The organism is Flavonifractor sp. An4, from assembly GCF_002161755.1.
Classification (GTDB): Bacteria; Bacillota; Clostridia; order Oscillospirales; family Oscillospiraceae; genus Flavonifractor; species Flavonifractor avicola.
In genome coordinates this window covers 1-13,760 of sequence record NZ_NFIL01000021.1, presented here as the reverse complement: position 1 = coordinate 13,760, position 13,760 = coordinate 1, and the positions used below count along the sequence as shown (strand labels likewise).

The 13,760-nt window shown below is 63.2% G+C and carries 12 protein-coding genes and 1 pseudogene; 9 read left to right on the top strand and 4 right to left on the bottom strand.

Annotated elements, in window-relative coordinates; genetic code table 11:
* Positions 1–184 precede the first annotated feature (184 nt).
* The 8 genes from B5F94_RS10100 to B5F94_RS10065 all read left to right on the top strand — a co-directional run bounded on the left by B5F94_RS10100 (position 185) and on the right by B5F94_RS10065 (position 8,931).
* Complete coding sequence (locus B5F94_RS10100) at positions 185–3,205, top strand: molybdopterin-dependent oxidoreductase (protein WP_087329881.1); 3,021 nt, start codon at positions 185–187, stop codon at positions 3,203–3,205.
* 13 nt (positions 3,206–3,218) lie between these two features.
* The gene (locus tag B5F94_RS10095; RefSeq protein WP_087329879.1) at positions 3,219–4,265 is read left to right on the top strand and encodes an ABC transporter substrate-binding protein; all 1,047 of its coding nucleotides are present in this window, start codon (positions 3,219–3,221) and stop codon (positions 4,263–4,265) included.
* Positions 4,262–5,281 (top strand): FecCD family ABC transporter permease, encoded by a 1,020-nt coding sequence (locus B5F94_RS10090; protein ID WP_087329877.1) that lies wholly within the window; start codon positions 4,262–4,264, stop codon positions 5,279–5,281. Before B5F94_RS10095 ends, B5F94_RS10090 begins: the two co-directional genes overlap by 4 nt.
* A complete protein-coding gene (locus B5F94_RS10085; RefSeq protein WP_087329875.1) occupies positions 5,271–6,047 on the top strand; it encodes an ABC transporter ATP-binding protein in 777 nt (258 codons plus the stop codon). Before B5F94_RS10090 ends, B5F94_RS10085 begins: the two co-directional genes overlap by 11 nt.
* A gap of 47 nt (positions 6,048–6,094) precedes the next feature.
* A complete protein-coding gene (locus B5F94_RS10080; protein ID WP_087271022.1) occupies positions 6,095–7,096 on the top strand; it encodes a hypothetical protein in 1,002 nt (333 codons plus the stop codon).
* 67 nt (positions 7,097–7,163) lie between these two features.
* Positions 7,164–7,850 carry a hypothetical protein gene (locus B5F94_RS10075; RefSeq protein ID WP_087329873.1) on the top strand — a complete coding sequence of 229 codons (687 nt, stop codon included), beginning with the start codon at positions 7,164–7,166 and terminating at the stop codon, positions 7,848–7,850.
* Complete coding sequence (locus B5F94_RS10070; protein ID WP_087329871.1) at positions 7,847–8,428, top strand: hypothetical protein; 582 nt, start codon at positions 7,847–7,849, stop codon at positions 8,426–8,428. Before B5F94_RS10075 ends, B5F94_RS10070 begins: the two co-directional genes overlap by 4 nt.
* Positions 8,425–8,931, top strand: coding sequence for a nucleoside-triphosphatase (locus tag B5F94_RS10065; RefSeq protein ID WP_087329869.1), 507 nt, complete (start codon positions 8,425–8,427; stop codon positions 8,929–8,931). The genes B5F94_RS10070 and B5F94_RS10065 overlap by 4 nt, the downstream gene beginning before the upstream one ends.
* 96 nt (positions 8,932–9,027) lie before the next feature.
* Here B5F94_RS10065 and B5F94_RS10060 read toward each other — a convergent pair whose 3' ends face one another.
* Both B5F94_RS10060 and B5F94_RS10055 read right to left on the bottom strand, forming a co-directional pair.
* Positions 9,028–9,597 carry an MFS transporter gene (locus B5F94_RS10060; RefSeq protein WP_242965652.1) on the bottom strand — a complete coding sequence of 190 codons (570 nt, stop codon included), beginning with the start codon at positions 9,595–9,597 and terminating at the stop codon, positions 9,028–9,030.
* On the bottom strand, positions 9,506–10,096 hold the full coding sequence (locus B5F94_RS10055) for an amidohydrolase family protein (RefSeq protein WP_087329867.1): 591 nt from the start codon (positions 10,094–10,096) through the stop codon (positions 9,506–9,508). The genes B5F94_RS10060 and B5F94_RS10055 overlap by 92 nt, the downstream gene beginning before the upstream one ends.
* 1 nt (position 10,097) lies before the next feature.
* Between B5F94_RS10055 and B5F94_RS10050 the strand changes: the two are divergent.
* Positions 10,098–10,325: pseudogene (locus tag B5F94_RS10050) on the top strand (recombinase family protein); the annotation flags it as partial.
* Between the two features lie 96 nt (positions 10,326–10,421).
* Here B5F94_RS10050 and B5F94_RS10045 read toward each other — a convergent pair.
* Both B5F94_RS10045 and B5F94_RS16460 read right to left on the bottom strand, forming a co-directional pair.
* Positions 10,422–11,759 (bottom strand): ABC transporter permease, encoded by a 1,338-nt coding sequence (locus tag B5F94_RS10045; RefSeq protein WP_087329865.1) that lies wholly within the window; start codon positions 11,757–11,759, stop codon positions 10,422–10,424.
* A gap of 3 nt (positions 11,760–11,762) precedes the next feature.
* Positions 11,763–13,760, bottom strand: a 1,998-nt coding sequence (locus B5F94_RS16460) for a COG1361 S-layer family protein (RefSeq protein WP_087329863.1), incomplete at its 5' end; no start/stop codon positions are given.

Here is a 13,760-nt window from a genome sequence, read left to right as displayed (position 1 = left end):
GAGGAGAGGGTAACATTGACAAACAAAAAATGAAATGATACAATGAGTTTAATTTCCGGGACCTTTCGTTTTGCAAAGGAGACTGGTATATGGATGGGACCTTTGTCGAGATGCAGATGCAGCGGAAGACCGCTGTGGAATTGCGCAGTGACAAAGGCCCTTTTTCGTTGGGGGAGGGTTTGGTATGAAGCGGATCTGGCTGGTGGGGATGCTGCTGCTGGCAGCGGTAATGCTGTCTGGCTGCCGGGAGGAACTGCCCGACATTGACAATAGTACCATTGACTTTTCCACCTCGGAGTACAAACATATCACCAACGGCGGCGTCACCGAGGATGAGAAACTGCCCTACAATATAGACGCAATCACCGGCGCCACTTTGACGTTGGAGGGACCGGGGGTGGTGTCCTCCACGCCCCTGTCCATCCGGGAACTGGAGAACCGGACGGAGGGCCTTTTCCGGGGGGCCTACGAGGACAGCAGCGGCGTGCGGATCTACGAGGGCGTGGACCTGTATACTGTGCTCTATGAGATGACGGGCGGGGACAGCGGCATTTTCCTCACCGATACCGCCACCCATGTGGAACTGAAGGACTGCAACCGCAACACCCTGGCCGTCATTCCGCTGGACCAGGTGGCCCAGGCCAGCCAGGAGGGCCGTCCCATCCTGCTGGCCTACGGGGTGGGCAAGACCGACGGTTCCCTGGCTGCCCCCTTTGTCTTTGACGCCAAGGCGGAGGGGGAGCACTCCCTGGGCTATGTGGACGAGCTGGACAACGAGGACGGCTGCCTCCGGCTGGTGTACGATCTGGATCGGTGGGAGGCGGAGGGGGACTATAAGACCTTCTCCAACGTGGCCTACCTCTATGTCCGGGAGGGGGAGGAGCCGGGCTACAAGCACGACGGCGGCCCCTACGGCAGCGCCGACTACGGAGAGTACATCCTCACCTTCCGGGGCGACGCCCTGGGGGCGGAGCTGGACCTGACGGTGTCCCAGCTGGAGGCCCTGGTGCGCTACGATGAGAATGGGGAGCCCCAGGAGGGCGGACTGGGCTGGCGGGACAGCTACAGCCTGGCCAACAACGCCTACTGGTATGTAAACGAGTATGAGGGGCTGGACCTGTACCGGTTGCTGTGCTACCTGGGCATGGATACCGCCGAGGAGCTGGGCAGGGCGGAGTCCCGCACCACCATCGTTACCTTCCAGGCCGCCGACGGCCGCCTGTCTCCCGAGTCCTTCTCGGTGGAGGCCCTGTCCTACCCGGACGCTTTCGGCTTCTACAACAAAAACGCCGCCGACCCCGGGGACGGCAGCTATGTGCCCACCAACGCCGATTTGGTGGATACCGGATACCCGGTGCTGCTGGCCTACGGCGTCAACCGCTACCCCTACACCGTGGACCGGGGGGACGAGGGCTATCTGTCCGGCCTGGCCAACAGCGGCGGCCCCATGCGGGTGGTGTTCGGAAAGACCCAGTACAACCACGCCAACGGCTCCAACCAGGTGCAATATGTGAGCCAGGTCATCGTGGGGGAGGACGTACTCTATCAGACCCACCTGTACGCAGACGACCCGGACTGCCGTGCCCTGGCGGAGGAATCCGTCCGGCTGGAGGTGGTGGACGAGGCGGACAAGCAGCTGCTGGAGCGCACCCTGTCGGTGGGCCAGGTGGAAAACCTGGTCTACGGCGAGGGGGCCGACCGGGCTTCCGCGTCGGTGAAGGACCTCTATCAGCGGCCCGACCAGCCCGACCAGTCCGACGTCTACGAGGGCGTGAGCTTGGAATATCTGCTGATGGACTACGCCGGCCTGCCGGGGACGGTGGGAAGCGTCACCTTCTCCGGCGGCGGGGAGGAGGTCACCGTGTCTCTGGAGGACCTGTTCCTGCCCGGCTATAACAGCGCCACCGGCAAGAGCGGCCTGCTGCCCATGCTGGCCTTTGCCAAGAACGGCGCGCCCCTGGTGGGGGCGGCGGGAGATGAGGGCTACACCGAGAGCCTGCCCCTGTATCCCACGGACAGCCAGGACCCGGCCACCTACTGGGTGGACAACCAGGGCGGCCCGCTGACGGTGCTGCTGCCCGCCCAAGGGGAGGCGGAGGCCCGGCAGATCTGCGGTGTCACCTCCATTCGGGTGGAGCTGGAGCCGGACCCATACGCTCATCTGGAGGGGGAGGCCGCCGCTCTGGCGGACCGGACCGTGACCCTGTCCGGCCCCGGCCTGACCCAGGAGCTGACCCTCACCGTGGCGGAGCTGGAGAGTCGCCAGACCCAGGCCAAGACCATGGATTTCAGTCTGTTGGATCAGGATGGCCTGACCCAGCAGCGGTACCGGGGCATCCCCGTGTATCAGCTGCTCACCGAGGCGGGACTGTGCAACAACGCCGGGGAGGTGACGGTGACCTCCGCCGACGGCACCAGCGTCACCCTGCCCCTGTCCCTGCTGAAGGGGGTCAATTACACCAACTACGCCGCTCCGGAGAAGCAGCCGGTGTGCGCTCTGCTGGCCTATGGTACCGGTCCGGTGGACGGACAGGGGGGAGCCCCTCTGACGGAGGAGACCGGCGGTCCCCTGAAACTGGTGGTGCCCATGGACGGGGAGGACGCGGAAAACGGGGAACTGTGGGTGGAGAATGTGGTGTCCATCCAGGTGTCGGCCAACCAGGTGGATACCTGGAGCCACGCCATGAGCGATGTGTACAGCGAGTTTTTGGACGACACCATGACCCTCACCATCCGCAACGACGACCACGAGTGGACCCGGGATTATACGGTGGAACAGCTGGAGACCATGGACAGCCTTATCGTCCGGGACGACTACGCCGTGCTGGAGCTGGGCACCTGCGAGGGCATCGACCTGTGGGGCCTGGTGCTCCAGGAGGCGGGGGAGGTGCCCGGCATTGATCAGCCGGTGTCGGTGACGGCCTATGCCTCCGACGGCTATAAAAATGACCTGCTCAGCGTCTTTGCCATGGACGGACTGGAGCAGGGGGTGCTGGACCCGGAGGGCCAGCGGAAGAAGATCATCATTGCCTACGCCATCAACGGCGCGCCCCTGGTGGACGAGGAGAGCCACGAGGGCTATACCGGCACTGCGGGCAACAGCAGCGGGCCCCTGCGTATCATAGCCGAGACGGTGCAGGGGGCGTCGGTGAAGTATTTCAACAAACTGGTGGTAACGGTGCCGGGCAGCGGCCCCATCGGATAAGGAGGGAGCGGATATGACCAAGCATAACGGAAAATCACTCTGCGCCCTGCTGCTGGCGGTGCTGCTGACCCTGAACCTGTGCGCCTGCGGTGGCCAGTCCCAGGAGTCTCCCGCTCCCACAGGGGAGACCGTTACCGACGGCGCGGGCCGGACCCTGGCCCTGCCGGAGGAACCGGCGGAGGAGAAGATTGCCTCGGTGTACGGCACGGCGGTGCCCTTCCTGGTGGCTTTGGGCCTGTCGGAGCAGGTGGTGGCGGTCAATGCCAAGTCCTCCTTCTGGACCGACGCGGTGCCCGCCCTGGACGAGGCGGGCACGGTGGGCCGGGGCGTGGTGGACCTGGAGGCCCTGGCGGCCAGCGGGGCCACCGTGCTGGTCCACCGGGCCAATGACAGCGAGACGGTGGAGGCGGTGGAGCGGCTGGGCCTCGACGTGGTGTGCATCTCCGGGGAGGACCTGGAGGGAATCTACCAGACCCTCCGGCTGCTGGGGACCTACTTCGGCCGGGAGGACCGGGTGGAGGAGGTCATCGCCTGGATGGAGGGCAAATTTGAGACCATCGACGAGATCGTGGCCGACATCCCCCAGGAGGAGCGGGTCACCGCGCTGGTGATGGGCAGCGAGCCGGGCCGTATTGCCGGGGGGGATATGCTCCAGTCCTGGATGATCGAAAAGGCGGGGGGCATCAGCGTCTCCGCCCAGGTGACCAACGACAGCAACTGGATGAACGTGGGGGTGGAGACGGTGTTCTCCTGGGACCCCCAGTACCTCTTCTGTACCAGCTCGGCGGCTCTGGACTATACGCCGGAGGAACTGCTTACCGATCCGGCCTGGAGCGCCCTGGCGGCGGTGGAGGACGGGCGGGTGTACCAGATTCCCGCCCGTATCGACACCTGGGATATGCCGGGGGTGGCCAGTGTGCTGGGTACCTTCTGGATGCTCCACACCATGTATCCGGACTCCTTCTCCACCCAGAAACTGGAGGCGGAGATTGAGGACTACTATACCTTCCTCTTCGGCCGCACCTTTGATGCGGACTATCTGGGGTATACGCTGACATGAGGGGACGGAAAAGAAATCCATGGCTCATCCCTCTGCTGGCGGTGCTGCTGCCGGTGGGGGCGGTGCTGGCGGTGTGTGTGGGAAAGTATCCGGTGACTCCCTGGGAAAGCCTGAGTGTATTGTGGGGGGCCCTGACCGGCGGCGGGTCCGCCGACCAGATGACCTCCAATGTGGTGCTGGGCCTGCGGGTTCCCCGCATCCTGGCCAGCATTCTGGTGGGGGCCGCCCTGTCGGTCTCCGGCGCGGCCTACCAGGGCGTGTTCCAAAACCCGCTGATCTCCCCGGACTTTCTGGGGGTGTCGGGAGGCGCCTGCGTGGGGGCGGCGGCAGCCATCCTCCTCTCCCTCACCAGCGGCTGGATCCAGCTCTTTGCCTTTGCCGGCGGCCTGCTGGCGGTGGGCCTGACGGTGGCCCTGCCCCTGCTGCTGCGCAGCCGGGCCAACCTGATGCTGGTGCTCTCGGGCATCATCGTGGGGTCGGCCATGTCCTCCCTGCTGGGCTTTCTCAAATACACCGCCGACCCGGAGACCCAGCTGGCCGCCATCACCTACTGGACCATGGGAGGCTTCAACTACCTGGCCCTGGAGGACCTGCTGCCCGCCCTGCCCTTCCTGCTTGTCCCGGCGGTGGTGCTCATCCTCATGGGCTGGCGCATCGACGTGCTGTCCATGGGAGAGACTGAAGCCCGGGCTCTGGGCCTGCCGGTGAGCGCGGTGCGGGGCACGGTGATCCTGTGCGCCACCCTTCTCACTGCCTCATCGGTGTGCTTGGCAGGTACCATCAGCTGGGTGGGCCTTACCATTCCACACCTGGGCCGGATGCTGGCGGGGCCGGGCCACACCAGGCTGCTGCCGGTGTCCGCCCTGCTGGGCGGGCTGTTCCTGCTGGTGGTGGACACCCTCACCCGCACCATCGGGGCGGAGGAGATGCCGGTGAGCATCCTCACCGGACTGGTGGGGGCCCCCTTCTACGGCTGGCTGCTGTGGCGGCAAAGGAGGGCGGGCCATGCTCTATGAAATCCATGATCTGAATTTTTCCTACCCCGGCGGTCCCCCGGTGCTGGAGCAGGTATGTCTCACCTTGAAGGAGGGGGAGATTTTGACGGTGCTGGGCCCCAACGGCGCGGGCAAGAGCACCCTCCTCAACTGCATGATGGGACTGCTGCCCACCCGGGCGGGGGCCGTCCGCCTGTGCGGGCGGGACATCACCGCCATGAGCGAGCGGGAGATCGCCAGGCTGGCGGGCTATGTACCACAGAACCACACCCCGGTCTTTGACTACTCCGTGCTGGAGTTTGTACTCATGGGCCGGGCGGCCCTCCTTTCACCCCTGGCCCGGCCGGGGTCGGAGGACCGGCGGGAGGCGGAAAAGGCACTGGAGGCCATGGGCCTTTCCCATCTGGCCCACCGGCCCTACACCGACATCAGCGGCGGCGAGCGGCAGCAGGCCACCGTGGCCCGGGCCATCGTCCGCCACCCCAAGGTGGTGCTCTTTGACGAGCCCACCGCCCACCTGGACTTCGGCAACCAGCTGCGGGTGCTGCGAATGGTCCGCCGTCTGTCGGAGGAGGGCTACGCCACGGTGGTCACCACCCACAATCCGGACCACGCCATCCTGCTGGGCGGGACGGCGGCAGTGCTGGACCGCCAGGGCTGTCTGCGCTCCGGACCGGCGGAGGAGCTGCTCACTGAGGAGCTGCTGCGGCAAATCTATGACACCCAGCTGCTGGTGCGCTACAACCAGGAGCTGGGCCGGCGGGTGTGCCTCTACCCGCCTCTTTGACAGGTACTCGTTCCCATTGGGATGAGAATAGAAAAGGAGAGATGGAAATGAAACGAATGACCGCATTGCTGCTGTCCCTCGCCATGCTGCTGGTGCTGTGCGCCTGCGGCGGGGAGACCGGAACGCCCGACACCCAGACTCCCGCCGGCACTACGCCGGTGGTGGAGAGCCCCCAGACCGGCGGGGAGCCCACGGCGGAGGAAGTGAAGGGAGTTACCATTCCTTCCTTCACCATCAACGTGGGCGGCACCGATATCACCAACGAGACCATGGCGGAGTATCCGGTGTATCAGGTCCAGGCCACCTCGGTGAACAGCGCCGGGACCGAATCCACCTGCGTCTATGTGGGCTTTGCTCTGTCTGACGTGCTGGCCGCCGCCGGTGTGGAGAGCTATACCACCGTCACCGCCGCTGCAGACGACGGCTACGAGGTGGAGGTGGATCAGGCTACCGCTGCCGCGCCCACCACATTGGTGGCCATCTCCAAGGACGGAGAGCAGTTCAAGAGCTCCCCCTGGTTTGCCCCTTGCTCCTCCGGCACCACCGGCGACTACCTGAAGGGCATGGTGGCCATCGCCGTGGACGGCGGCGAGACCCAGCAGCCCGCTCAGAGCGGGGAATCCGGCGGTGAGACCGGCGGCGTGCCCGAGATCCAGGACCGCACCGACAAGGTGGAGTTTGCGCCCTATTCCTTCCTGGTGAACGGCACGGAGGTGACCAACGATACCCTGGCGGGGCTGAGCATCTACAAGATCGATGCCACCGTCACCAACAGCGCCGGGGAGACCTCCACCTCCACCTACACCGGCTATCGGCTCAGTGATGTGCTGGCCGCCTGCGGCGCGGAGGGCTACACCAGCGTGAAGGCGGTGGCCAATGACGGCTACGAGACCGAGCTGGATCTGGAGAGCGCCGACAGCGAGTACACCCTGCTGGCCATCGAGAAGGACAAGGAGACCGGCGAGGAGGGCACCGTCTGGGTGGCGCCCTGCCTGGAGACCTCCTCCAAAGCCTACTGCAAGCTGGTGGTGGAGATCGTGGCCCAGTGATCTGGGACCAACAGGGCCGGGGGCGGAGACTGCCCCCGGCCCTTGCCGGTCAAAGGAGGATGTGGAAATGAGAAGCAAGCGTGTGTGTGGGGCGGCGCTGGCCCTGTGTCTGTGCCTGTCCGGCTGCTCCGGAGGCGGGCAGGCTGCCCTGCCACCCCCGGAGCCCATGGGGGACAGCCCATTCGGGGTGGACAGCAACATCAATATGGAGACCATCGACCAGTATCTGGGCCGGGAGGACGTGGCCTACCGGGACGTGCGGCTGCTCTTCGATCCGGCCAACTACAGTGAGATTGGCGGGGAGGCCGACCTGACCCGCACCATCGAGGGCTTCCGCATTGTGCCCTATCCCTACCTGGCTACCCTCCAGACCCTGCCGGTGTCCGGCGGCTATGAGGGGGAGTGCCTCTATGAGGTGACCTGGGCGGAGGACGGCACCGTGGCCCAGGCCAGGCCCCTGTATGAGGAGTCGGAGCTGATCCTGGAGGAGCTGTTCCCCAAGGATCAGGCCATCTTCCTCATGTGCGGCGGCGGAGGCTACGCGGGCATGATGAAGGAGCTGCTGATCTACCTGGGCTGGGACCCGGAGCTGCTGTACAACGTGGGGGCCAACTGGACTTATACCGGCGACCACGCCCAGGAGCTGGTGATCTACCCCGAGGACGCCGACGGGGAGAAGATCTACGCCACCTGGCGGGCGGATTACGCCTATCTGGACTTTGACCGGCTCCATCCCCTGGAGGACGGAACATGAGGCGGGGGGCGGCGGCAGTGCTGGTCCTGCTGCTTCTGCTGTCCGGCTGCGGAGGCGGAGAAAACGTCCGGACGGAGGAGAAGTTTCCCACCTTCACCTTTACCCACTATGCATCCGGCGGGGCGGACAGCCAGGAGACGGCGGTGATCCTCTTTGAGCAGAGCAACTCCACCTTTACCAGCTATCAGGTGGCATTCCCCTCCTGCACCTGCCGGGATTCCATCGTCAACTATATGTCGGTGGCCTATGTGGAGCTGCTCAACAACAAGGACGACCCGGAGGACGCCGCCATCCGGGCCATCAGCTTCGGCAACAACCAGGGCTTATGGGGGGACAGCAACCCCAATTACTACATTGCCGAGTATACCGAGGAGTATATGGATGAGCATTTTGTCCAGATGCTGGTCAAGGCCACCAAGGCGGACCTGGACGCCTGGGAGGGCTACGGCACGCAGATCGCCGGGGTGGACGCCGACGCGGTCACCGGGGCCTCGGTGTCCACCGGCAACATCACCTCCATGCTCCAGGGGCTGTTTGCCTACCACACCGCCAAATATTATGGAGGTGGGGCGGAATGATCCTGCTGATTCAGGGTGAGATCGGCGTGGGCAAGACCACCCTGATCCGCCGCCTGTTGGGCGAGCGGCTCCCGGAGGCCCGGGGGTTCTGGACCCGAAAGGAGGCGGAGGGGGAGGGCTTTTCCATCTACATCCACCCAATGGGGCAGCCGCCTCGATACGGAGACGAGAACCGGGTGGGGCGGCGGCTGCCGGGACAGCCCCGGCGTGCCTTTCCGGAGGCCTTCCAGCGGGCGGCGGTGTGGCTGGAGGCCATTCCTCCGGGAGGGGTGACGGTGCTGGACGAGCTGGGGGTACTGGAGGAGGAGGCCCCCCGCTTCCAGCAGGCGGTGGCGGATCTGATGTGCCGCAGCAGTCTGATCCTGGCCGCCGTCAAGCCGGCGAAAACGCCCTTCCTAAACCGAGTGCGCTCCCTGCCGGGGGCACGGCTATGCCTCATCACCCCGGATAACCGGGAAGAACTCCATCTCCGGCTGAGTGCGGAATTATCTTTCAACCCATAAGACAAAAAGCGGCCCGCCGCAGGTGCAACAGCCTGCGGCGGGCCTTTTTGAGGGAATGGTCCGTCTGTACGGACAAGATGAGGGGAGTAGGAGGGATCAGGAACGGGCAGAGCTCTGGCCCTGCTGCCAGTCCCGGTTGAAGCGGTGCTCGTCGATGACCAGCACAATGAGAGAGGAGACGATGGACACACCGGCGAAGATGATATAGGTATAGAGCAGGTTGCCGCCGGTGATGTTGGACACCACGCCATTGACCACGAAGGAGAGGGCGGAGACAGCACCCTGGATGGGGAAGATCACGGAGTTGACCTTGCTGAAGCCCTGGCGGCCGTAGACGGAGGTAACCAGAGAGGTGGTGAAGTTGGCGGAGCCGCCGATAGACATACCGATCATGAAGATGGAGACGTAGACCAGGATGGTGTTCTCAGTGGCGTTGGCCAGCAGGGAGAGGGCGTACCAGATGCCGAAGAACACCATGGACTTTTTGGTACCCAGACGCTCGTCCATATAGCCCACGAAGAAGGAGCCCACCAGGCCGATACAGGCCACCAGGGAGAGGGTGAAGGTGGCCTGCTCACGGGTGAAGCCCAGCTCCATGTTGCGCAGCACCATCTGGGACACCACGCCCAGGGAGCAGATCTGGAACATACCGGTGGTGATGGCCACCAGCCAGGTCTCCTTGCAGCATAGTCACCGTATCCACGGTAAAGCCAAGGCCGGGACCGGCAAAGGTGAAGCCGAAGCCCTCGTATCGCTGGCCCTTGGGCAGCTGGGGGTGGAGGTAGACGTAGACGCCCAGCTCCGCCGCCTTGTGGAACAGGGGGCGATAGCGTGGATGGTCAGCGGAAGTATCACCGTAGTTGGAGTGGGTATGCCAGCTGACAAAACCGTATTCCTTCACGCACCGCTCCAGCTCCTTCTGCGCGGCATCCACATCCCCCACAGGAAGGATAGCACTGCCGAGGAAACGGTCGGGATGGCGGCGGGTCAGCTGATACAGGGCGTCGTTGGTGGCCCGGCAGACGGCGATGCTGTCTGCAATGGGCAGTTCCTCCGCGCCGGGAGAACAGCTGAGGACAGCCTGGGAGATGCCCTGGCGGTCCATCAGTTCCAGCCGCTTCTCGCCCACATCCAGCAGCTTCTGCAGCAGGACGCCCTGAGGCATGGTGATGTTTGAGATGTATTCCGAGCCGGAAACGTCCTTTGGGGATATTACCCGTTACTTTGAGAAGCAAGGCATTAAGGTTTACGAAAAATCTTTAGTGCGAAGTTTTCTTTCCCAGCTTTTGAGAAATCCGGTTTATGCACAGGCAGACTTGGAACTCTACGAGTTTTTCAAAAGCCAGGGCGCAGCCATTGTCAATGACGCTTCCGATTTTGCCGGAACCAACGGTTCCCTTTTGGCATAAAACAACACCCCATTCGTTAGTAGTATACCATACTGTCTAACAATTGGGGTGCTGTTCACATTGCCGGGAGGCTGTTATTTATTATTCACTCTTGATGGCTTCCAGGGCGGGTATGCGTACCGCCTTGTTGGCGGGATAATAGCCGGAGCCCAGGCCAATGAGAATGGAGAACAGGATAGCGAAGAGCAGCAGCCAGGGCGGGATCACCGAGACCCGGGTCACGGTCTCGCCGCCCACGATGGCGGGCAGGAGATTTTCCATGGATGGCCCCAGTGAGACCAGATTGATGGCCACCGAGGCGATAAAACTGATGACACAGCCGATCAGTCCGCCGATGAGGCCGATGGCCCCGGCCTCTGAGAGGAACATGATCCGGATGTCGGTGACGTAGCAGCCCAGGGACTTCATAATGCCGATCTCCCGGGTGCGCTCCGAGATGGACATAATCATGGTATTGGTGATGCCCAGAGCGGCCACGAACAGGGAGATGGCGCCCAGACCGCCCAGCATCATCTGCTTCTGCCGGGCCTCCTTTTCCATGGGCTTGCGGATGCTCTCCATGGATTCGGTGGGATAGCCCATGGACTTGATCTCCCGCTCCACCGGTTCCACCTGATCGATGCTTTTGACCTTGACCATGATGGAGTCATAGGCAGGCTTTTTGCCCTTGCGGCCCTGGGTCTTTTCCATCAGCTTCAGCAGGTCGGGCATATTGAGCAGAATCCCTTCGGAGGTTTCACTGCCTTTGGAGTAGTCTTCCTTTACCGCGCCTACCGGGTTAAAGGGCAGGGTTATTTTCCCATTCTGAGTTTGGATTTCCATGGTTATGGGCTGCTTCAGCGGGTCCAGATAGGGGGGCGGAGGGTCCACGGGCTTGCCGGTGTCGTCAAATTCGCCGGTCCAGCGGTCGATCATGTTGCGGCCCTCCGGGCGCAGGGTGTCCTTGAAGCTGTAGGCCAGGTATTGGCCGGTCAGGATCTCGCCCTCCCGCTTAGGCAGGACGCCGGCAGTGAGATGATAACCCATCTGCTCCATTGCGGCGGTATCCACGCCCACTACCGTGGTCCAATCGGCGATATAGCGTTTTCCTGTTCCGGTGATGAGACGGATGGAGTCCGCCTCCAGGGACAGCTTGGGGGTGAGGGCCTCCACGCCGGGCAGGGCCTTCAGCCGCCGCAGCAGCGGGTCGTCCAGCTTGACCTTGCCCCGGCCGCCCTGGGGGGCGTTGACCGTGATGATGGTCAGATCACCCATCTCCGCCAGTGTCCTGTCCTGGGCCTCCTTCATGCCGATGCCCAGAGAGACCATGATGACGATGGAACAGCAGCCGATGAGGACGCCCAGCACGGTGAGGAAGGTACGGGATTTGCGGCGCATCAGGTTTTGCAGGCAGATGCGCAGCATATCTTTTTGCTTCATGGCTTATTCCCCCTCGTTGGAAGGCGGGGTATCATCCCAGTCGTCCCAGCTGTTTTCTTCGGTTTTACCGCCCTTTTTCTTTTTCCAGATCAGCAGTCCTCCGCCGCCGGCCAGCACCACCGCTCCGGCGGCCAGTCCCACAGTCATCCAGGGGAACCCGCCTTCGTCCATGTCGGGATCAAAGTCGTCGGGGAAATCCTCCGGCGGCGGGGGAGCGGTCACATGGAGGGTGACAGGGAATTCCCGGGTCTGGACCTGCTGGTCGGCGTTTTCGTAGGTGATCTTCAGCACCACCTTCACGTCTCCCTCGGTGTTAGGGGTAAGAGCAAAGCCAATGTTGCCGTTAGCGCCTGCGGTGACGTTGCCCAGGTACTGGGTGCGGGCGGGGGTATCCACCCCTTCACCCTCCACCGTGGCCTCCAGATTGGCCAGATCATCCTTGCCTTTGTTGACATAAGTCAGCAGCAGCTCGGTCTCCTCCCCCATGGATACCGTTTCCGGCACGGAGGGGGCGTTGATCTGGAAGCGGTCGAGCTGGTAGACGGGGATGGACAGCTTTACGTCGGAGCTGGCCTGGGTGCGCTTCTCACCGTCCACATATTCATATTTGAAGGAGAGGGTCAGGCCTTGCGCACCGCTTTTGCCGGTGGGTACGGCCCGCATGGGGATCTCCTGACTCTGGCTGGCCCCGGCGGCAAGAGCCTTGTAGAAATAGGTGTTGGTGCTGGCGTCCATGGTGAAGGTCTCTCCGCCGTCCACGGTGACTACCACGTTGGAGATGGGCACGGCGCCGGTGTTCTCAAAGGTAAAGTTCAGAGGGAAGGAACTGCCGGAGGGTACGGAACTCTCGCCGTAGGAATAGCTGCGTACCACCACATTGGGCACGGAGGTATCCGACTTGGAGGAGGCGTTGGCAGCGATGTTCACTTTGTCGGAGGAAGTGGCCTGGGTCATGGTTTCGCCGTTGTCATAGAGGTACTTCAGTTCGGTGTTCAGGGACTGGTTGGTGGAGGAGAGCTCCTTGGTAGCCTGTACCTTGACGGAGATGGAGGTGCTTTTTCCCGGGGCCAGATCAGGCAGCAGGAAGGTGGAGGTGGGGTCCATCAGAATCAGGGACTCGGAGGTGGTGACAGACACCACCGGTTTGACCAGGGACGTGGTGCCGGCGTTCTGGAAGGTGAGGGTGACCGGCAGAGTCTCACCGGCGGAGATAGGCTTGCCTGTGGCCGAGCGGGTGACCAGCACCACCGGCTGGGGCACAGTCTCTTTGGCTTGGGTGGGTACCACCACTTTGTCGGACACCGAGGCCTGGGTCATCATACCGCCGTTGTCATAGCCGTATTTCAGCTCGGTGCTCAGAGTCTGGCTGGTACTGCTGTTGCCCCGGGCCACCTGGATCTGTACGTCCAGGGTAGCGGTTTTACCGGGCTGGATGTCAGGCAGCAGGAAGGTAGCGGCGTCGTTGAGGATCATCAGGGACTCGGAGGGAGTGACAGCTACCACCGGCTTGACCAGCGGGGTGGAGCTGGTGTTCTGGAAACGGAGGGTGATGGTTGCGGTCTCATCCACGGCCAGAGGATGGGGCAGGGTGGAACGGGTGACCAGCACCACCGGCTGAGGCACGCTCTCCCGGCCAATGGCGGGAATGGAAATCTTGTCGGTAACATTACCCTGAACGGTGGAGACGTTGTTGTAGTAGTTGAACTTCAGATCCACGCCTAAAGATTGGGCGGGGGAGGGGATAGCGCTGGCGCCCTTGATCGTGATCTCCAGGCTGACACTCTTTTTTCCGGCAATGTCCGCCAGGGGGAAAGAAGAAGTGCCGCTCTCCAGCAGAAGACCATCGGAGGGGGTAAAGGTGACTACAGGGGATTTCAGCTTAGTGTTGCTCAGGTTTTGGAAGGTGACCTTCAGCTTGACCTCCTGCCCGGATTCAATGGGCTTCTCCAGCTCGCTGCGGGAGACCAGCACCACCGGCTGAGGCACGCTCTCCCGGCCAAT